At 62.9% G+C, this 19,789-nt stretch carries 15 protein-coding genes and 1 pseudogene; 6 read left to right on the top strand and 10 right to left on the bottom strand.

The window, feature by feature from the left end; all coding sequences use genetic code 11:
- Window positions 1–26: 26 nt before the first annotated feature.
- Window positions 27–1,082, bottom strand: coding sequence for an isocitrate/isopropylmalate dehydrogenase family protein (locus tag NATOC_RS20600; RefSeq protein WP_015323431.1), 1,056 nt, complete (start codon window positions 1,080–1,082; stop codon window positions 27–29).
- Between the two features lie 247 nt (window positions 1,083–1,329).
- Here NATOC_RS20600 and NATOC_RS20595 point away from each other — a divergent pair, with 247 nt between their 5' ends.
- From NATOC_RS20595 to NATOC_RS20585, 3 genes are all read left to right on the top strand, one after another.
- Window positions 1,330–1,698: a VOC family protein gene (locus NATOC_RS20595; protein ID WP_015323430.1), complete on the top strand. Its 369-nt coding sequence runs from the start codon at window positions 1,330–1,332 to the stop codon at window positions 1,696–1,698.
- Between the two features lie 453 nt (window positions 1,699–2,151).
- Entirely contained in the window at window positions 2,152–3,462 is a 1,311-nt protein-coding gene (gene aceB / locus NATOC_RS20590) for a malate synthase AceB (RefSeq protein ID WP_015323429.1), read from the top strand.
- A gap of 697 nt (window positions 3,463–4,159) precedes the next feature.
- Window positions 4,160–4,921: an IclR family transcriptional regulator gene (locus NATOC_RS20585; protein WP_015323428.1), complete on the top strand. Its 762-nt coding sequence runs from the start codon at window positions 4,160–4,162 to the stop codon at window positions 4,919–4,921.
- A 6-nt stretch (window positions 4,922–4,927) separates the two neighbouring features.
- Here the strand turns inward: NATOC_RS20585 and NATOC_RS20580 are convergent, their stop codons facing one another.
- The 6 genes from NATOC_RS20580 to NATOC_RS20560 all read right to left on the bottom strand — a co-directional run bounded on the left by NATOC_RS20580 (window position 4,928) and on the right by NATOC_RS20560 (window position 12,071).
- Window positions 4,928–7,894, bottom strand: coding sequence for an FAD-binding and (Fe-S)-binding domain-containing protein (locus NATOC_RS20580; protein ID WP_015323427.1), 2,967 nt, complete (start codon window positions 7,892–7,894; stop codon window positions 4,928–4,930).
- A gap of 286 nt (window positions 7,895–8,180) precedes the next feature.
- The gene (locus NATOC_RS22115) at window positions 8,181–8,345 is read right to left on the bottom strand and encodes a hypothetical protein (protein ID WP_015323426.1); all 165 of its coding nucleotides are present in this window, start codon (window positions 8,343–8,345) and stop codon (window positions 8,181–8,183) included.
- A gap of 79 nt (window positions 8,346–8,424) precedes the next feature.
- Window positions 8,425–8,841 (bottom strand): cupin domain-containing protein, encoded by a 417-nt coding sequence (locus tag NATOC_RS20575; RefSeq protein WP_015323425.1) that lies wholly within the window; start codon window positions 8,839–8,841, stop codon window positions 8,425–8,427.
- A gap of 67 nt (window positions 8,842–8,908) precedes the next feature.
- Window positions 8,909–10,402: a tripartite tricarboxylate transporter permease gene (locus NATOC_RS20570; RefSeq protein WP_015323424.1), complete on the bottom strand. Its 1,494-nt coding sequence runs from the start codon at window positions 10,400–10,402 to the stop codon at window positions 8,909–8,911.
- Window positions 10,403–10,996, bottom strand: a complete 594-nt coding sequence (locus NATOC_RS20565) for a tripartite tricarboxylate transporter TctB family protein (protein WP_049889004.1) — start codon at window positions 10,994–10,996, stop codon at window positions 10,403–10,405.
- A gap of 70 nt (window positions 10,997–11,066) precedes the next feature.
- Window positions 11,067–12,071 carry a Bug family tripartite tricarboxylate transporter substrate binding protein gene (locus tag NATOC_RS20560; RefSeq protein ID WP_049889020.1) on the bottom strand — a complete coding sequence of 335 codons (1,005 nt, stop codon included), beginning with the start codon at window positions 12,069–12,071 and terminating at the stop codon, window positions 11,067–11,069.
- Window positions 12,072–12,379: 308 nt separating this feature from the next.
- Between NATOC_RS20560 and NATOC_RS20555 the strand changes: the two genes are divergently transcribed.
- The 3 genes from NATOC_RS20555 (at window position 12,380) to NATOC_RS20545 (ending at window position 14,868) form a co-directional block, all read left to right on the top strand.
- Window positions 12,380–12,808 (top strand): universal stress protein, encoded by a 429-nt coding sequence (locus NATOC_RS20555; protein ID WP_015323421.1) that lies wholly within the window; start codon window positions 12,380–12,382, stop codon window positions 12,806–12,808.
- 81 nt (window positions 12,809–12,889) lie between these two features.
- A complete protein-coding gene (locus NATOC_RS20550; protein WP_015323420.1) occupies window positions 12,890–13,675 on the top strand; it encodes an enoyl-CoA hydratase/isomerase family protein in 786 nt (261 codons plus the stop codon).
- Window positions 13,672–14,868: a CaiB/BaiF CoA transferase family protein gene (locus NATOC_RS20545; RefSeq protein WP_015323419.1), complete on the top strand. Its 1,197-nt coding sequence runs from the start codon at window positions 13,672–13,674 to the stop codon at window positions 14,866–14,868. The genes NATOC_RS20550 and NATOC_RS20545 overlap by 4 nt, the downstream gene beginning before the upstream one ends.
- A gap of 90 nt (window positions 14,869–14,958) precedes the next feature.
- On the opposite strand, the gene NATOC_RS20540 is transcribed toward NATOC_RS20545, so the two are convergent.
- From NATOC_RS20540 to NATOC_RS20530, 3 genes and pseudogenes are all read right to left on the bottom strand, one after another.
- Window positions 14,959–16,569: a thiamine pyrophosphate-requiring protein gene (locus NATOC_RS20540; RefSeq protein WP_015323418.1), complete on the bottom strand. Its 1,611-nt coding sequence runs from the start codon at window positions 16,567–16,569 to the stop codon at window positions 14,959–14,961.
- A gap of 194 nt (window positions 16,570–16,763) precedes the next feature.
- A pseudogene (locus NATOC_RS20535) lies at window positions 16,764–18,015 on the bottom strand (CaiB/BaiF CoA transferase family protein).
- Between the two features lie 42 nt (window positions 18,016–18,057).
- Window positions 18,058–19,290: an MFS transporter gene (locus tag NATOC_RS20530; RefSeq protein WP_015323417.1), complete on the bottom strand. Its 1,233-nt coding sequence runs from the start codon at window positions 19,288–19,290 to the stop codon at window positions 18,058–18,060.
- Window positions 19,291–19,789: the final 499 nt, after the last annotated feature.

Below are 19,789 nucleotides of genomic sequence, written 5' to 3'. Positions count from 1 at the left end.
GGCCTCGCCGATTCCGAACCGTCCGGCTAGAGACGGCTCCGCAGATCCTCGACGACGTCCTCGGTGCCGCTCGAACCGCCCAGATCGGGCGTCCGCGGCGCCTCGGAGTCCGCGAGCTGGTCGGTGGCGGCGTTCCACAGCGCCTCACCGGCCTCGCTCTCGCCGAGGTGAGCGACCATCATCGAGCCGGAGAAGACCGTCGCGAGCGGGTTCGCGACCCCGTCGCCGACGATGTCGGGAGCACTGCCGTGAACGGGCTCGAACATCGAGGGGTACGTCCGGGTCGGGTCGATGTTGGCCGAGGGCGCCAGCCCCATGCTGCCCGTGATGATCGCGCCGATATCGGTCAGAATGTCGCCGAAGAGGTTCGACGCGACGACGACGTCGAACTCCTCGGGACGGCGAATGAAGTCCATGCTCGCCGCGTCGACCAGCAGCCGCTCGACGGTTACGTCGGGGTACTCCTCGCTGACCTCCTCGACGATCTGATCCCAGAACACCATGCTGTGTGCCTGGGCGTTGGACTTCGTGATGCTCGTCAGGTGGCCCTCGCGCTCGGTCGCCGCGTCGAACGCGGCGCGGACGATCCGCTCGGTCCCGGTGCGCGTAAAGACCGCGCTCTGGACCGCAACCTCGTGGTCGTGGCCGGGGTGTTCTTGACCGCCCATGTCGGCGTACTCGCCCTCCGTGTTCTCCCGGTAGACGACGAAGTCGATGTCGCCGCCGTCGTACCCCTCGAGCGGGCTCTCGACGCCGTCAAAGAGGATCGCCGGACGCTTGCAGATCGACTGATCGAACCCTTTCCGGATCGGGAGCAGGAGGTTGTTTAGCGTGACGTGATCCGGAACGTCGGGGTGACCGACCGCCCCCAGCAGGATCGCGTCGTACCCCTCGAGTTCCTTGAGCCCGTTCTCGGGCATCATGGCACCCTCTTCGAGGTGGCGCTCGGTGCCCCAGTCGTACCGCGTGAAAGAAAGTTCGAACCCGTGTCGCTCCGCGACGTCCTCGAACACGGGTCGAGCCGCGTCGACGACCTCCGGACCGATACCGTCGCCCGGAATACTCGCTATCTCGTAGACCATGAGAAGTGATACCGCCCGACCGTCAAAAAGACTCGGAAAGAGTCAACGATTCTCGTTCTCCCTTCGGCGTCTGTCACCCGCTACGTCTCGGTAACGTGTTGCGTCTCCCGTCAGTCGGTCGGGGCCGGTTCCGAGATGTCGTATACGTTCCGTACGTGGTCGAGAATCACGTTCCCAACTGATGAGCCGCCAGCTGGATAGAGCAGGGAGCGGTAGTTTCATTACGGTGGTTGACTGGGAACACGGTATGGAGCTCATCCATATCAATATCAACGTTGCCGACGCAGACGAGACCATCGAGTTCTACGAACAGTTCGGCTTCGAGGAGAGCTGGGAGTTCGAGACGCCGGACGGCGAGACCCACAACCGGTACATCGCCGACGAGAACGGGATCGAACTGCAGCTGTCGGACACCGACGGCGAGGAGAACTTCGAGGACGGAACTTCGTGGGATCACCTCGCGATCGGCGTCGACGACGTCGACGCGACCTTCGAGGAGATCGATCACTATGGCGTCGAGAAGGAGCCGGGAGATCAGCCCGAGGCCGGCGCCCGGACGGCGTTCGTCTACGACCCCGACGGTCGAAAGGTCGAACTCGTCGAGTCGCTCGACTGAGGAGCCGTCCTTCGATTTGCGCACTCTGGAGGAGTAGTTCTTGGCTTCCGGACCCGCAAGCTGCTGATTCCGCTCGTTCTCTATCTCAGAACTAGCGCTATTCATGGAAGTGAACCGGGAGGTATTACAAAAATACAGTTGTAAATAAATTGGTACTGTTCCGAGAAAAGAGTCCATAGACATCGATACTGTTTCCTATCTCAGAACACGTAAACGGCGGTCGGTGACGGTCAACGTACTGTTAGTGTCCGGAACCCCGACGTTCGTCGCCATCTACTCCCTCGAAACTCCGTGTTCACCGCGTCGTTCGTCGACCCGCTGGTACGATCGTTTTCTATAAGAGAACGACTGAAATCTGTCTCCTATCGGCCTGGTGTCTTCGTGCTCCCGGACGGTGACGGGGACGTTTCCACATCATTTTAATATTAGAACGCAATAGATCCAGGTGGACTCATGAGCACGCATACCGACCGTCTGCACGATCGAGAGTTCGTTCGGACGTTCTTTACTACTCCGACTGCTGTGGAAGGAGAGGACGACTCCGCCAAGATGCTACAGAGCGCCGCCCAGCTCAGTGGTATGGAAGCCCCGGACGTCTGGGTTCCGGACAACGAGGACGCGACGGCGCCCTCGATGCGCGACGAGGGTGTCGAGAACATGATCGACGTGATCTCGGAGCACGGGGCCGACTTCCCCGGCGAGATCCACCCGCGCGTCGTCTGGCACCGCGAGAGCCCGACCACCCGATACCAGGGATTCCAGCAGATCCTTGAGCTCGCCGACCCCGAAAACGGCGCCATTGACCACCTCGACGGCTTCGTGATCCCGGAAGTCGGCGATATCGACGACTGGAAGAAGGCCGACGAGTTCCTCACGATCGTCGAAAACGAGTACGACCTCGAGGAAGGGAGCCTGGCAATGTCGGTCATCGTCGAGAGCGGCGAGGCCGAGCTGGCGATGGGCGACCTCCGCGAGGAGATGGGCAAGCCGTCGAACAACCTCGAGCGCCTGTTCATGCTGGTCGACGGCGAGGTCGACTACACCAAGGACATGCGTGCGATCACGCCGACCGGCGAACTCCCGCCGTGGCCGGAGCTGCGACACAACACCTCCCGCGGCGCGAGCGCGGCTGGCCTGATCGCGGTCGACGGTCCCTACGACGACATCCGCGACGTCGAGGGCTACCACGAGCGTATGACAGACAACCAGTCGAAGGGGATGCTCGGAATCTGGTCGCTCACCCCCGGCCAGGTCGTCGAGGCCAACAAGTCGCCGCTGCCGCCGAAGAACGGCAGCTGGCAGCTCGAGGTCAACGACCGCACGATCGAACTCGACGAGGAGGACGGTCGCCACGTCTACAGCGGCGACGAGGTCGAGCTCGAGGAGACGGGTGAGGACCAGTACACGCTCCGCGTCGGCGGTGACGAACTCGAGCTCGACGGCGAGGAGCTCTCCCAGGAGCTGCTCGATATGACCTCCTACATCCCGAGCCTGGACGATATCGTCGATTCGATGGAGGAGTTCGAGGCGGCCAAGGAGGCCGGCAAGGGCGCCATCGCGATGGAACGGTCGGGCACGCTGGTCATCGACGGTGTCGAGGTCGAAATCAGCAACGACCGCATGTGGGACGAGGCGACCTACCAGGCGGCCCAGACGCCGATCACGCTGTTCCAGGACGTCTACGAGAACCGTCCGGACCAGCACGAGGACCTCGAGGAGCTTTACGGCGAGGACCTCGTCGAGCGCGCGATGGTCGTCGGCTGATCGCTTCCCTGCCGCATCGATTCTTTTGCCGGGCGTCGTTCCGCCGTACTACGGTTCGCCGTAACCTGTTCCCGGCGCTCCTGTGACGTCTGCGTTGTGCCGGGGTTCGGGACGCCGATCCGTCCGCGTCGCCACTCGTCGCTTCGAGATTCGCGTCGTCGACCCGACTGTGAGTTTCTTTCGACAACCGTATCCGTCGGCCGCCGTCTCTCGCCGATCTCGCGATACTCGCATCGTCGCCTCGAACCAAGCCGAACGTCCGGTGCGCTCTTCGGCTCTCGAGTCGGGCGCGCGACGGTGAGTGCGCCCGACTCGGTTGCCGTCGATGGCCAGTGGTGGTACACGCCTCACACCGCCGCCTCGGAACGTCGGTCGCGCCCGCTTCCGTGCCCGGATAGCGCGGCTGCGGGCGCAGGGACGGCGCACGGTCGCTCGTCGAGCCCGGTTCGGTACCGGACGGCGACCAACTGTTCTCTATCTCGGAATTTTTAGTCCGATCCGTCCTCCCTGATCAGCCAGTTCCTGATAGCCCGTCAGATCCGCCACACTACCCGGGAGAGCCTCTCTTCGATACGTGTAAGACACTACTGGTAATCGACCGATAACGAGAACAACACTTGGAGGCCAGCGAACGACCGAAAACCGACGTTCTCTATAAGAGACCAACCTTTATTGGACTGGGATACTCGTTTCGCGTATGGAAAACCGAGCCAAACACCCCGTCCGGACGACCGAAAAGTCGCTGATGCTCATCGAGGAGCTAAACCGCCGTGGGGGTGCGCGAATCACGACGCTGGCCGACGAGCTAAGCATGGGTAAAAGCGCGATCCACAACCATCTCAGCACGCTCGAGGAACACGGGTTCGTCGTCAAAAACGGGAACACCTACGAGCTGAGTCTGCGCTTTCTTGATATCGGCGGTCAGCTCCGCAGTGAGATGGACGTCTACAAGGTCGCCGAACCGCAGGTCGAGGCTCTGGCCGAGGAGTCCGGCGAACTGGTTCATTTCGTCGTGGAAGAGAACGGGGAAGGAGTCTATCTCTGTCGGTCGAAGGGCGAGCGGGCCGTCGATCTCGACACATATGTCGGCTGTCGCCACCCCATGCACAGCTCGGCGTTCGGCAAGGCGATCCTCTCGCATCTCCCCGAGGAGCGCGTCGACGAAATCGTCGACCGCCACGGCCTGCCGCCCGTAACGCCGAAGACGATCACGTCCCGTGACGAACTCGACGAAGAACTCGAACGTACCCGGGAGCGCGGGTTCGCTGTCGACGACGAGGAACGGCTCGAGGGGCTGCGCTGTATCGCTGCCCCGATCCGGTTCGAGTCCGAGGTTATCGGCGCGATCAGCATCTCGGCGCCGACGGCCCGGATCGACGACGACTGGGAGGAAAACGACTTCGTCGACCAGCTTTGTCGAACCGCCAACGTCATCGAACTGAACAAGTACAAAGTGTAGGGTCGTCTACGCGAGCGACGCCTCGAGTTTCGCGATCGGGTGTGGCGGTTTCTCGTCGTACTCGTCGCCGATCTGTGTTCGACAGGAGGCCCCGGGAGCGACGACGCCGTCGCCGTCACTGTCGTCGATCTGATCGAATAGCTGCGAACCGATCGCCCGACTCATCGAGTAGTGTTCGGCCTCGTAGCCGAAGGAGCCGGCCATTCCGCAGCAACTGCTATCGAGCGGATCGATGGCGTACCCCGCACGCCGGAGAACGCCGACGGCGTGGTGGTCCTTTTTCGTCGCCTTCTGGTGACAGTGGCCGTGGTAGGTCAGGTGTTCGTCGACGGGATCGAACTCGAGGCGGTCGTCGAGCCGGTGGATGTCGAGATACTCGCAGACGCCGTAGGAACTCTCGGCGACGTCTCTCACGTCGTGACCGGTGACCAGATCGGGGTAGTCTGACTGGAACATGACTGCGTCGCTTGGCTCACAGACGACGACGTCCCAGCCGTTTCGAACGTTCGGGGTCAGCGCGTTGACGTTCTGTTCGGCCTGTTCGCGCGCCGTCTCGAGAAATCCCTTCGAGTAAGCAGGACGTCCGCTGCTGGTGGTTCCGGAGGGGAGGGCGACGTAGACGCCGGCAGCTTCGAGGAGCCGAACCGCCGCTTTGCCGATCTCGGGGTCGTTGTAGTTCGTTGTGACGTCCGGGAACAGCAACACCTTGTGGTCGGCCGTCTCCGGATCTACCGTCGACTCCCGGCTTTCGAACCAGTCGGTGAACGTCTCCTGGTGGAACGTCGGTAAGGATCGCTCCCGGGCGATCCCGACGGTTTTCTCCATCACCGTCCGGGCGCCCGGCAGCTTCGTCATGTAGTTCGACAGCGGCGCGGTAGCGCTGCCGAGCTTCGAGAGGGTGTCGATGTTCGCGAACATGCGCTCGCGGATCGAGGCGCCGTTGCGCTGGTGGTACTCGTGTTCGACCTCGACCTTGAGCTTGGCCATATCGACCTCGCTCGGGCAGTCCTTCGCACAGCCCTTGCAGCCGATACAGAGATCCATCACCTCGGTGACGAACTCGTCGGAGAACGCCTCGTCTGGCTCGAGTTCACCGGTCATCGCCTGGCGAAGCATGTTCGCCCGGCCGCGGGTGCTCGTGATCTCCTCGTCTGCGGCCCGGTAAGTCGGACACATCACGCCTCCGGTTCCTTCCTGGCTGGTCCGACAGCCGCCACAGCCGTGACAGAGCTCGACCATCCCCTGGAACCCGTTCTCGTTCTCCCAGTTGAGGACGGGATCGAGCCCGGCCTCGAACTCGCTGTCGGGGCCGAATCGGAGGTTCTCGGTCATGTCGTGGTCGCCACAGACCGAGCCAGGATTGAGTAGCCAGTCGGGGTCGAACGCGGTCTTCAGCTCGCGGAACACGTTCCAGATGTGATCGCCGTACAGCTTCCGGTTCCACTGGGTCCGCGCGCGTCCGTCGCCGTGTTCGCCGGAGACGCTGCCACCGTACTTCACCGCGAGGTCGGTCGCGTCGTCGGCGATCGACTCCATAGTCTCGACACCCTCCGCCGTCTTCGTGTTGATCAGCGGCCGAATGTGGATACAGCCCGGTCCGGCGTGGGCGTAGAAGCTGCCGAACGTGCCGTGATCCTCCATGACTGCCTGGAAGTCCGCGATGTACTCCGTGAGGTTCTCCGGCGGGACGGCGATGTCTTCGATGAAGGCGATGTGTTTCTCGTTGCCGGTTCGAGAAAGCAGGATCGGCGTCGAGGCCTTTCGCATCTTCCACAGCCGGGACTGCTGTTTCTCGTCGTACGCCGTCAGCGCGTCGAAGGCGATGTCGCCCTCACGGTCGTCGATCAGATCCTCGACCAGCTCTCGGCTCCGTTCGTCGTCGTCGGCGTAGAACTCGACCAGCAGAAACGACGCGGTCTCGTCGGGGAGGATGTCGACGACATCGGCGAACTCCTCGGTGTTTCGGGCCAGATCGAGCAGGACGTCGTCCATCACCTCGACCGCGGCCGGATCGTGCTCGAGGATCGAACCGACGTCGTCCATCGCGTCAAGCAGACTCCGGTAACAGAGCACCGCGACCGACGTCGTGTTCGGGATCGTCTCGAGGGACACCTCCGCCTCCGTGACGATCCCCAGCGTTCCCTCGCTGCCGACCAGCAACTTCGCGAGGTTGACCGTCCCGGTCTCGGCCTCCTCGACCAGCACGTCCAGATTGTACCCCGAGACGTTTCGCTTCAGCGTCGGATAGGCGTCCTCGACGTCGTCACTCTCCTCGTCGATGATTCGGATGATCTCGGCGTAGACCCGCTCGAGTAACTCTCCGTCCGGGTCGGCCTCGGCCCGCAATTCTTCGACGGCGATCTCGCCGAACCGCTCGACGGAGCCGTCCGCGAGGACGACCTCCACTTCCTCGACGTAGGCGTCGGTTTTTCCGTACTTCAGGGAGTGGGCCCCGGTCGTGTTGTTCCCGATCGCACCGCCGAGGGCGCTGCGGTCGGCAGTCGACGGGTCGGGCGCGAACTTCAGCCCGTGTGGTTCGAGAGTCCTGTTGAGTTCGCCGATCGTGATCCCCGCCTGGGCGCGGGCCCGGCGGGCGTCGGGATCGGTCGCCGTCACCGCGTTCATGTAGCGGGTGAAATCGAGAACGACGGCCTCGTTGACTGTCTGGCCGGCGAGGCTCGTCCCGCCGCCGCGTGGCAACACCGGAATCTCGCGGTCAGCGCAGTACCGCATCACTGCCGCGACGTCCGCGGTGTCGGTCGGGTAGACGACGCCGATCGGTAACATCTCGTAGGCGCTGGCGTCGGTCGCGTACAGCTCGCGGGAGTACTCGTCGAAGCGGACGTCGCCGTCGACTCGTTGCTCGAGCGCGTCAACGAGATCCGTCCGTTCCGTGGTGTCGTTCCGATAATCGTACGTTGCGCGACGATCCGTCGCCGGATCTCCGTCGGTTGATCTGTCGTGTGTAGCCATTATTGGTGTTCGTCGAGGGTCGCTCCGGTTACAAACGAAACTGCCACCCGCTCAGAGAGCTGCCGGGGCCGTCGTCCGGTCGGCCCTACCGGTAGCGGTCGCCCGGCGAGGTCCGGCTCCGATCGAGGACGGTCGTCGAGCCACGACCCGATCGGTAGTAGGGGGCAAAGCGGTCGCCGACCGTTTGCTAATCGCTTGCATATCTTGTGCGTGATACTATTAATCGACCGGTCCCACATAACTGTTGTGCCACGTGCCACCCGGTCCCCGTCACCGATTGCGGCTCCTACTCCCTGTAGCCGTCGTTGACCTGGTAGACGACGATGAGGTACGCGGTAACGATCAGAAACACGATCGCGTACAGCAGCGACCGGATATAGAGGGCGTAGACGAACGCCGACACGTTGAGCAAGATCCCGCCCAGCACGAGTCCTCGTTGCAGCCGTGGCATGGATCGCGATACGGCAGCTCAAGGCTTAAACGCGGTGATCGAACGCGATCTCGACGCTGCCGTTCGAACGGTGCTCGTGTTACTCGTCTGCGTGGTCGTCAACCGCTGTCTCGGTCCGCTCGAGCTGGTGGACCGGGTATCGTCCGTCCTGCGGCCAGCCGACGGCGACGAGTTTGCACGGCTTCTCGAATGGGTTGTAGAGCACGTGTGCACCTCCTTCTCCCTCATCGAACGCGATGAGTTCGTCCGTTTCGAGCGTCACAGTCTCGTCGACCGTTCTTGCACGACAGGAACCCGAAACAACGTAGAACAGCTCCTTCTGGTTCTCGTGGTAGTGAAAGTGGTTCTGCGAGAGGCGCTCATCCGGATCGAGGACGGCCACGTTGAAGTTGAACGCCTCGACGCCGAGGGCCGGCGAGGTCTCCCAGCGGTCGCCTGGTTTGTCCGGGTTCGTCGCGACGTCCTCGAGGGAGGTGTGGGTCCAGCCGCCGTTCATACGCTACCGGTCTCGCGACGACAAATAAGCGTTTCGGCAACGGTAGTTCGACCGAAACGAAGAGGGATCAGCCGACCAGCCGCTCGATTCGCCCTTTCAGGAACGGACCGAACAGGATCAGCAGGATCGCGATCGATAGCAAGAACGACAGCGGCTGGTTGACTGGATCGATGAAGATCGTGTAGTCGCCGCCCGAGATCTGTAGCGACCGGAAGAAGTTCTCCTCGGCGATCGGCCCGAGGACGATCCCGAGCACGAACGCGATGATCGAGTAGTTGTTCCGGACCATGTAGAACCCCAGAACCCCGAGCACGATGACCGCGCCGACGTCCCACCAGTTCTGGTTGAGCGTGTACGCGCCGGCGAACGAGAGGACGACGACCATCGGAATAATCACGTTCGTATCGAGTTCCGTGATCTTGCTCGCGTAGGGGATTACCGTTAGCCCGATGACGAGGATGAGGACGTTACCGAGGAACAGCGAGATAAACAGCGCGTACGTGATCTGTAGCTGTTCGCCGAAGAGGACGGGCCCTGGCTGCAGCCCGTGCATGAGGATCCCGCCGAGCAGAACTGCGGTCGATCCGCTGCCCGGAATCCCGAACGACAGCGTCGGAATGAGCGAGCCGCTGACGGTCGGATTGTTCGCGGCCTCCGGCGCGATGACGCCGCGGGGATCGCCCTCCCCGAAGTTACCGTCCTTGGTCGAGGAGCGTGCCTCTTCAGCGTAGGCGACGAACGTCGAGGTGGTCGCTCCGGAGCCGGGGACCATTCCGATCCCCATTCCGATCAGTCCGGATTTGAGCGTCGTGACCGGATACTTGAAGACCGTCATGATCCCATCGCGGACGCTGCCGGAGAGTTCAACGTTGCCCTCGGAGATCTGCTTGCGTGCGGCGAGTTTCATCATTTCGGCGAACGCGAACATCCCGATCAGCGCCGCGACGAAATCGATCCCCTCGTAGAGGCCGAACTGCCCGAACGTGTATCGCGGGCGCGGGCTGAGGATCGCGGTCCCGATCGTCGAGATCATGAATCCGAGTGCGCCGGCGACCAATCCTTTGACGATCGACCCCTGAGTCACGATGGTGATCAGGGAGATCCCGAGGATCGCCAGCAGGAAGTACTCCGGCGAACCGAACGCCAGCACGACCTCGATCAGTATCGGTGAGAGGAGGATCAGCGCGAGCGCGGCGAGAAAGCCGTTCAGTGCCGAGGCGGTCGTCGCGATAGCGAGGGCGTTTTTCGCCAGGCCGTTCTGTGACATCGGGTACCCGTCGAGCGTCGTCGCCGCGGCCGATTCGGTCCCTGGCGCATTGATCAGGATCGCGGCGATCGAACCGCCGAACATCGCGCCGCTGTAGATCGCGACCAGCAGGATGATCGCTGCCGTCGCATCGAGCGGCAGCGTCAGCGGCAACACGATCGCCATCCCAACCGGCGAGCCGATACCTGGGAGGGCACCGAGAACGATCCCGAGAAGCAACCCAAGAGTCAGCCAGATGAGCATCTCGGCTGTCAACGCGATCGATAACCCATCGAGGAAGGCATCGACCGCCATCTACGAACCCCCTCCCAACAGCGTCGGTGTGCCGTCGAACAGCATCGGGAGTAGCGGGCTAAAGTCGAAGAGATGTCCCTGGTCGAACGGTAGTACGAGGTACGTCATGAACAGGTAGATAATTACGGTCCCTGCCACGGCCAGTCCGAAGCTGATGACCGGATTGACCCGAAACCAGAGGGTGTACCCGAGGATGTACAGCGGCGTAATGAAGAGGAAGCCGGCTGCCCACCCCGCGATGAAGTACAGTAGTGCCGTCGAGACCATAAACACTGTCTCGTTTATCTCGTACCCGTACTTCGCACCGAGCGTATCCTTCTTGTCCTCCGTCTCTTCCGGTTCGTCCTCCTCAATTCGTTCCTCTTGGTCGGGCTTGTCGATCACTTCCGACTCGTCGGAACTCGTGATACTGACGCTCTCGGCGACGAACGTCTGGATCGGGTCCGGAAGGTAGTTTTGCAGTAACAGCAACAGCGAGCCGATAAAGACGGCCGACGCGGTCAACTGTGGAAACACACGGGCGTCGTCCGGATAGTTTTCGATCACCGGCTCGATGATAAACACCGCGCTCACGACGAGGAACGTAACGAGCATGATCTGCTCCGGCGTTACTTTCCTCTCAGTTGATTCTGTGGTACTCATAATAATACTGAACGGCAGAGGGTTACGAGTGCTCTTCGATCAGATCGACGATCTCCAGCTCCTCCATCTCCTCGAACGCGTCGTCGATCGCCGCGTTCGCGTCCTCTGGGCCCTCATAGAAGATCGGGTTCCCGGTTTCTTCGGACCACTCCTCGTAGCGTTCGTCCTGAGTTGCTTCTTCGACGCGCTCGGTCAGCTCCTGGATGACGCCGTCGGGCGTGTCTGGAGGCGCGTACAGCCCCCGGGTGACACCGGCGATGAAGTCCATCTCCGGGTATCCTTCGTCCGTGACGGACGGGATATCGGGATACACTTCGGTTCCTTCGCTCCAGAACGTACAGACCGGGTAGACGCCGCCCGCGGAGACGTCCGGTTCCGTCCCAGCGTCGGTTCCGATTCCGCAGGGAACCTCGCCAGCGGTCACCGCCTCGGCGATTGGACCGGTTCCGGTGTACTGGACCCGTTCTTCCCACTGCCAGTCGTACTCTTCGGCGTACCCCTCACCGTGCTTCGCGAGCAGGGTCATGATGTCCTGGGGGCTCCCGGGCTCCTGGATGCCGATCGAGTCCCACTCCCCGGAGTTGTGCATCTCGCGAACGTCGTCAAACGTCTCGACCTCACCTTCGTACTCCTCGTTAACGATGAGACACCACGTCGAGCGACCGATGTTTGCGATCCCCTCGAGATCGCGCTGATCGAAGCCGGGGTCGTCAAGCATCTGGGGTGGCACTTCCAGTGGTGTCGCGCTTCCCGCGATCGTGTGTCCGTCCGGTTCGGAGCCGTACAGCTCTCCGAATCCGTTCAGGCCACCACCGCCGGGAACGTTATCCACCTGGATATCCTCGTCCATCGCATCGGTGAGTGATTCGATGATACCGCGCGCGTAGACGTCGGTACCGCCACCTTCGTCGTACGGCACGATGTATCGCATCGATTCCGAAGGCTCCCAGTCCTCGTCGTCCCCCGCGTCCGGATCGTCGTCCTGGAGACAGCCGGCCATCGATACGGCAGCTCCCGCACCAGCGATTCCGAGGAACCGTCGCCTGGTCGTTGCTTCCACCGTCAAACTTTGTTGCGTTGTTTTGTCGGACATACGTATCGACCACAGACCCTGGGATGTGTTATTCGACTCCGTGTGTCAGGGTCACAGTACCATGATCAAACAGTATAGATATAAAGCTTTCTCTTGTGTCGAAAGATAGAGACACTTCTACTGAAAAATCAACATTTAGAAAGCGAGCATAATTCTACGATAAGCGAAACCGTTCGTCTCGGATAGGTGATAGTGTCGGTCTGCGGGTAACTGATTTATGGGTGGAGACCGTCGACAGAGCTATGACCGTCGTTGCAGCGATCGATCGTTCCGACAGGGCAGATTCCGTTATCACCCATGCACATCAGCTCGGCGAGGCCCTCGACGAACCGGTCGAGGTCGTCCACGTTCTCACCCGCGACGAGTTCGTCTCCCTCGAACGGACGAACGTCAGCGAGACGGGGGAGACGGTACCGGTAGCGGATGTCGTCGAGATCGCCGAAGCGATCGCCGCGGAGGCGATCGAGGACGTCGGTGTCGAGGCGACCCCGGTCGGATTGCTCGGCGATCCGGCCGACGAGGTCGTCAACTACGCCGACAAGGAGGGGGCGAGTTACCTCGTGATCGCCGGACGCAAACGGTCGCCGGTCGGGAAGGCGCTGTTCGGAAGCGTCGTCCAGTCGATTCTGTTGAACGCCTCGACGCCCGTCGTCTCGCTTCGGACCGAGTGACCGGAGGTCCGTCCAGGGCAAGCCGAAGCGGCTGACGCCGTAATACAAAATTTTTTGCGAGAGACTCACCAACAAGGGGGTATGGTTAGCTACAGTGCTTATGAAAGCATTACCGTCGACGTCGACGACGGGATCGCGACGATCGAGTTCCACCGTCCCGAGGTCTACAACGCGCTCAACAACGAGGTCATGCTCGATCTCAAGCGCGCGTTCGACGAGATCCAGCTGAACCGCGACATCGACGCCGTGGTGATTACCGGCGAGGGCGAGGACGCCTTCTCCGCGGGCGCCGACATCTCCCAGTACGCCGGGACGGCCGAGGACCACGACCCGCTCCAGAAGGACCGCCAGGAGCTGTTCTACGAGATGTACCAGAAGCCGTACGACTGTCACGCGCCGGTGATCGCGAAGATCAACGGCTACTGCGTCGGCGGCGGTCTGATCTTCGCGATGTACTGCGATCTTCGGATCGCCGTCAACGACGCGAAGTTCGGCGTGCCGACGGCGAACATCGGCCAGATCCCGACCGGCGGCTCGACCTGGCGGGCGGTCGAACTGGTCGGCGAGGCCAAGGCCAAAGAGCTCGTCTACACCGCAGGGATGATCGACGCCGACGAGGCCGAGCGGATCGGACTGGTCAACCACGCCGTCCCGCGCGAGGAGCTAGACGAGACCGTCGACGGGATCGTCGACGGGATCCAGGACACCGGCCGCGAGGCGGTGAAAAACTCCAAGCGCGCGATCAACGGCGCGGTACACGCCGACAGTCTCGAGACGGCGCGGGAACAGGAGGCCGAGATCTGGTGGGAGCAGTTCGCCACCGACGAGCGCCGCGAGCTGGTCGACGAGTTCAACGAGGGACAATGACCGGGGGACCGCTCGCCGACGTCTCGGTAGTCGAGATGACCGGTCACCGTGCCGGACCGTTCTGTGGCGCGTTGCTCGCCGATATGGGCGCCGACGTCGTGAAGATCGAGCGGCCGGGCGTCGGCGACCCGGCCCGATCCCAGGGGATCGGCCCCGAGGGCAAGTCGGGTTATTTCATGGCGAACAACCGCAACAAGCGCTCGGTCACCCTCGATCTCAAGACCGACGCGGGCACGGAGGCCGCCCGCGAGCTGATCGCCAGCGCCGACGTGTTCGTCGAGAACTTCGGCTACGGCGTCACCGACAAGCTCGGGATCGGTTACGACGAGATCAGCGAGCACAATCCCGAGATCGTCTACGCCAGCATCAAGGGGTACGGCGAGACCGGTCCCAAGCGAGCCCAGCCGGGGCTCGATCTCATCCTCCAGGCCGAGGGCGGAATCATGAGCGTCACCGGCCCCGAGGACGGCGAGCCCGTCAAGGTCGGCCAGGCGATCGGCGATCTCACCACGGGGATGTTCGCCGCGATGGGCGTCCTCGCGCGGCTCTCCGAGCGCGACCGCGCCGAGGACGCCGACGCGTTCGTCGGCAAGTTCGACGTCGGCCTGTTCGACTCGATCGTCACCCTGCTCAACGAGTACCTCACGGAGTACTCGATGGACGGCTCCGTTCCCGGACCCCAGGGCGTGACCCACCAGACGCTCGTTCCCTACCAGCGCTTCGAGACCGCCGACGGCGCGATCGTCACCGGCGTCCCCAGCGACGAGCGCTGGGACGACTTCGTCGATCTCGTCGGCGCAGAGGAGCTGCGGGAGTACCCGACCAACGACGACCGCCAGGACAACGCCGAGCGCGTGACGGAGCTGATCCAGGCGGCCCTCGAGGAGGAGTCCACCGAGCACTGGCTCGAGCAGCTGACGGCTGCGAACTTCCCCTGTGGCCCGATCAACGATGTGGCCGACGTCGTCGCGGACGAGCAGACCGACGCCCGCAACCTCGTCGTTTCCCACGAGGACCCCGACTGGGGGGAGTGTCTACTACCGGGTCACCCGATCAACTACCCCGATCACGACGCCGTCGTGCGCTCGCCGGCGCCGCGGCTGGGCGAGCACACCGAGGACGTGTTCGACGAGCTCGCGGACGATCAGACGACCCTCGAGGAGTGGAGCGAGGGCGGCGCGTTCGGCGACTGACGCGCTCGACCGTTTTTCTCGAACCGTTTTCGAACGGGAGCGACGGCTTACTGAGCGAAAGTAGATAGAAGAGCGTTCGGCCGTGCCGTCCTACTCGAGGTCCGGCCGCGAGAGCTCGGTCTCCTTCGAGGTGATGATCTCGAGCAGCGCGGGCGTGCCGGACTCGGTCTGTTCGACGGCGCGCTCGATCGCCGGCCCGACCTCGTCGGGGTCCTCGACGCGCTCGCCGTAGCCGCCCAGCGCCTCGCCGACGTCGGCGAAGTCCCCGGAGAACGGCGTGTCGTAGGCGGCCATCTCGTAGTTGTTCAGGTGGATCGTCAGGATCGGGATCTCCTCGCGGGCGGCCGTCTCGAAGTCCAGCCCGGTCATCCCGATCGCGCCGTCGCCCATGAGATTGACACAGAGCTTGTCGGGGTGGAGCAGCTTCGCGCCCATTGCGAGGCCGAGCCCGTAGCCGAGCTGGGTCGTCTTCCCCCAGCCGATGTACGACAGCGGCTCGGTCGACTCCCAGAACGGCGCCAGGAAGTCCCGCGGGTTGCCCGCGTCGTGGGTAATGATCGTCTCCTCGGCGTTGAGGACCTCGGTGAGCTCGTTGATCACGCGGTAGGGGTTGATCGGCGTCTCGTCGGCGGTGAGCTTCGGTCGCCACTTGTCGAGCCACGCCTCACGTGCGTCCTCGATCTCGCCGACGACGTCGTCGAACCGGCCGCGGGAGTCGTCGACTTGTGCCCCGACCGAATCGACCAGCGCGTCCAGGGTCAGCTTGGCGTCGCCGACCAGCGAGTAGTCGGATTCGACGTCCTTGTCGATGTCCGTCGAGTCGAGCGTCGAGTGGACGATCGTCGGTCCGTCGGGAACGGTGAGCCCGTAGGCAGTGTCGGTGAAGCTACAGCCGATCCCGAACAGGACGTCGGCCTCCCGCATAAAGTGTGCGAGCTGGCCCGGTTCGCTCTTGCTGGCGGCGCCAAGCGACAGCGGGTGGTCCTCCGGGAAGGCGCTTTTCCCGTTGAGGCTGGTCGCGACGGGTGCCTCGAGGGTCTCGGCCAGCTCCCGTAGCTCGTCCCACCCCTCGGCGTAGTGGACGCCCTGCCCGGCGAAGATCACGGGATTCTCGGCCGCCAGCAGAACGTCCGCGATCTCGTCGACTTCGTTCGGATCGGGGCCGGTTCGGTTCGACGACGTCGGCTGGTACTCGAACTCCTCGGAGAGGTCGGTGTAGAAGACGTCCTTGGGCACTTCGACGACAGCCGGACGCGGACGACCGTTCCGGGCCGCGCTGAACGCGCGACGCATCGTTTCACCGACAGCGTCGGGTTTGGTCAGCTGCTCGCAGGACTTGCTCACGTGCTGGTAGTTGACCAGCGAGTTGAACTTGGGGTCGACGTCGGTCTTCGCCTCGTCGTAGCCGGCCGGAATCGCGACGATCGGTGCGGACTCGCCGTAGGCCTGTGCGACGCCGCCGAACGAGTTCTCCGTTCCGGGACCGTGCTGGCACGCGAACGCGCCGACGCGGTTGCCCGAACTCAGTCGGCCGACGGCGTCGGCCATGTGGACAGCGGTCCGTTCCTGTCTAGTAATGATAGTTCGAATCCCTTCCTCTTCGGCCGCACCGGTGTCGAAAAGCGGGTTGCTCGGGAATCCGAACAGGTACTCTACTCCTTCCTCTTTCAGGGTACGTGCGATCGCTTGATTGACGTCCATAGTGTTTGCTCCGGCGAAGGCTACCTACTCCTACTCCCGAGCATTATCATAAATCCTTCGACGCCCGCAGTCCGTTTCCGACCGTATGCGGGGCTATCGCCGCGATACCGCGAGGTATCGCTTTCGACGCTGCAGGGGTCACGTGCCGCTGGCAGGCTCGACGGTGCGGCAGCTCCTGAGGTCTCTCGATCGAGCTATCCGGACAGTACGCCCTTCTCGCGGAGCTCCTCGATCTCCTGCTCCGAGTAGCCCAGCGCCTCGACGACCGCCTCGGTGTCCTCGCCCAGCATGGGCGGCGCCTCGTCAAACCCGCTTTCGGACTCCGAGAAGTTCAACGGATGCTCGAGGATCGGTATCTCTCCGGCCGCGGGGTGGGAACGCGTCTCGACCGCGCCCCGTGCAGTGACCTGTTCGTTGTTCAGGGCCTCGTCGACGCTGTAGACCGGCCCCACCGGGAGACCCGCGTCCTCGGCGAGGCGCTCGACCCACTCGTCGGTCGACCGCTCGGTGAACGTCTCGGCGAGCTCCTCCTCGAGGACGTCCATGTTCTCGACCCGATCGGCGTTAGATTCGAACCGGGGATCAGTGGCGAGCTCCTCGCGACCGATCTCTTCGCAGAGCTGTTCCCATAGCTTCTGGTTGCCGCAGGCGACGTTCAGGTAGCCGTCCGCGGTCGGGTAGCTCTGGTAAGGCGCGAGAACGGGATCTTTCGTTCCCATCCGACCCGGCTCCTCGCCGACGAACGCCTTCGCGGCCTGTTTTGTCAGCCAGGGCAGCGACGCGTCGAGCATCCCGAGTTCGACGCGCTCGCCCTCGCCGGTCCGCTCGCGCCGGTAGAGCGCGTTGACGATCCCGAACGCGGACCACATCGCAGTGATCAGGTCCGTCTGTGGGAGGCCGACCTTGACGGGGTCGCCGTCCTCGGGACCGGTGACGCTCATCATGCCGCTCATTCCCTGGATCAGCAGGTCGTAGCCGGGACGGTCGCTCCAGGGGCCGGAGTCGCCGAACGCGGAGATCGAACAGTAGACCAGTTCAGGGTGGTCCTCGGCCAGGTCCTCGTAGCCGAGCCCGAGGCGTTCGGCCGTTCCGGGTCTGAAGTTCTCGACGACGACGTCGGCCTCGTCGATCAGCTTCCGGCAGATTTCGTACCCCTCCTCGGACTTGAGGTCGAGTTCGACGCTTCGCTTGTCGTAGTTGACCGTCCAGAAGTACGGCGACTCGCCGTGCTCGGAGGCCGCCTCGCCCCGTTCCTTCGTACTCGTCGACGTCGACGAACGGCGGACCGGAGTGGCGACTGTCGTCGCCGACTTTCGGCCGTTCGACCTTGATCACTTCCGCGCCCTGGTTCGCGAGCATCAGGGTCGCGAACCCGCCGGTCACGAACGTCGTGAGATCGACGACGGTAATATCGTCGAGAATTCCGTGGCTAGCTCTGGCTACCATACCCCAAGCATGCGAGATAACGGTATTAAATCTTGTTGTTAGTTACTCATTCCCACTGTACAGCGCAAGCAGAACGAGGACGATCCCGGCGCCGACCAGCGCGAGCGCACCAAGCGTTCCGAGCAGCACCGTCTCGTTCGCGTAGGTGAGCAACGAGCCGGCGAGCGCGGCACCCGCCGCGCCGAAGCCGAACATGCCGAGGTAGGCGTAGCCGTAGGAGAGGCCGTGAACGTCGGCAGCAGCGTACTCCGCGATCACAACCTGGTAGATCGGCGCAGTTGCGTAGAGGAAAAAGCCGATGGCGGCACAGACCAGCAGGAACGGCGCGAGCCCCCAGCCGACCGACGGGATGAAGACAAACGCCAGGACGCCGAGGGCGGTCAGCGACGAAAGGAACGCGTACTCCGTCCGTACGTGGTCGGTGATCCGTCCGCCGGCGTACTGGCCGAGGATCCCGACCATCAGGATCCCCGTGTAGATGTACTGGGCCGGCTCGGCTTCCTGTCCGAAGATCTCGTAGGTCTCGAACTGGGGGAGACCGCCGATCATGTCGGGCAGGAACGTCAGCAGTCCGCGGTAGTAGATTCCGTAGATCATGATCGCGGCAAACGTAAGCAGAAAGCCCGTGGTGAGAAGCAGCCGCGAGTCGTCGACGATCGACTTGAGATCCATCGACGACCGCTCGTCGCTCGAGTCGTCGCCCCCGTCGGCCGCGGTTGCAGCGTCCTCGTTGAACTCGATCAGCGAACCGAACGCGACGACGGCGACGGCCGGTACCGTAAGGGCGACGACGACGACCCGCCAGTCAAGAAAGAGCAGCAACGATGCGGTCAGCAGCGGGCCGAACGCGGTTCCGATGTTACCGCCGACGCCGTGGTAGGCGAACACCGTTCCGCGGTTCTTCGCGCCGCGGCTGATCAGCGACAGCCCAGCGGGGTGGTAGACGCTCGCGGCGACGCCCCAGATGATGATCGCTACCATCAGCACGTAAACGTTCGGCGCGAGCGCGAGCATAAAGAACCCGCTGCCCATTCCGACGACCGACGCGACGATCAGTCGACGCGAGCCGTACGTATCCGAGAGCAGACCGCTCGGAATCGCACCGACGCCGATGAGCCCGTAACCGACGCTGACGACGAGTCCGAGGACGAACGCCGAGACGTCGAAGACGTCCAGCCAGATGACGATGAAGATCGGGATGCTCAGCTCGTAGGTGTGAAAGATTCCGTGTGCGAGCATCGTAAATCCCGTAATCGATCGATCGTTCTCATCCATCGGTGCTCACCACTCTCGTTCGGAGATCGAAGGCATCTGGCATGTCATAACGAACCGTTCCGGTAACACTTAATCGGTTCCCTCCCTGATACGGCCGACGGCGTCGCCCCGGTCCCGCTCGTTCGGACTGTCTCGGGGAGGTCTCCCGACGACGGATACCGCTCTCACGGATTCCTACAGAAGGTGCTGTCTATGCCACTTAGATCCGAATACACGGGATCGAACACAAGAGAAGGCGCTTTCCGAAATAACGGGTGTCTCAGACGGCGGTTCGCAACGGCGTTTACGTCGCCGGAAGTATTTTACACATGTACTACTGTAACTAGAATCTGGAGGAGTGACACTGTGTCACAACACAATGATAAAACAGGACAATGGCGACGGAGAGAGGGATTCACCGACTGCAACCGGTCCCGTATCCTCGGATCGGAGGCTAGAGCGTCGACGGCGGTCGTCGCTGCAGGGAACACCATCATTTATAATTCCTCGAGACACACTA

Source organism: Natronococcus occultus SP4 (genome assembly GCF_000328685.1).
GTDB classification, from domain to species: Archaea; Halobacteriota; Halobacteria; order Halobacteriales; family Natrialbaceae; genus Natronococcus; species Natronococcus occultus.
This window is presented reverse-complemented; position numbering and strand designations above follow the sequence as displayed.

Coding starts and splice junctions, on each gene's coding strand:
- NATOC_RS20600 (WP_015323431.1), bottom strand. CDS start 1,082: ATGGTCTACGAGATAGCGAGTATTCCGGGCGACGGTATCGGTCCGGAG.
- NATOC_RS20595 (WP_015323430.1), top strand. CDS start 1,330: ATGGAGCTCATCCATATCAATATCAACGTTGCCGACGCAGACGAGACC.
- aceB (WP_015323429.1), top strand. CDS start 2,152: ATGAGCACGCATACCGACCGTCTGCACGATCGAGAGTTCGTTCGGACG.
- NATOC_RS20585 (WP_015323428.1), top strand. CDS start 4,160: ATGGAAAACCGAGCCAAACACCCCGTCCGGACGACCGAAAAGTCGCTG.
- NATOC_RS20580 (WP_015323427.1), bottom strand. CDS start 7,894: ATGGCTACACACGACAGATCAACCGACGGAGATCCGGCGACGGATCGT.
- NATOC_RS22115 (WP_015323426.1), bottom strand. CDS start 8,345: ATGCCACGGCTGCAACGAGGACTCGTGCTGGGCGGGATCTTGCTCAAC.
- NATOC_RS20575 (WP_015323425.1), bottom strand. CDS start 8,841: ATGAACGGCGGCTGGACCCACACCTCCCTCGAGGACGTCGCGACGAAC.
- NATOC_RS20570 (WP_015323424.1), bottom strand. CDS start 10,402: ATGGCGGTCGATGCCTTCCTCGATGGGTTATCGATCGCGTTGACAGCC.
- NATOC_RS20565 (WP_049889004.1), bottom strand. CDS start 10,996: ATGCTCGTTACGTTCCTCGTCGTGAGCGCGGTGTTTATCATCGAGCCG.
- NATOC_RS20555 (WP_015323421.1), top strand. CDS start 12,380: ATGACCGTCGTTGCAGCGATCGATCGTTCCGACAGGGCAGATTCCGTT.
- NATOC_RS20550 (WP_015323420.1), top strand. CDS start 12,890: ATGGTTAGCTACAGTGCTTATGAAAGCATTACCGTCGACGTCGACGAC.
- NATOC_RS20545 (WP_015323419.1), top strand. CDS start 13,672: ATGACCGGGGGACCGCTCGCCGACGTCTCGGTAGTCGAGATGACCGGT.
- NATOC_RS20540 (WP_015323418.1), bottom strand. CDS start 16,569: ATGGACGTCAATCAAGCGATCGCACGTACCCTGAAAGAGGAAGGAGTA.
- NATOC_RS20530 (WP_015323417.1), bottom strand. CDS start 19,290: ATGGATGAGAACGATCGATCGATTACGGGATTTACGATGCTCGCACAC.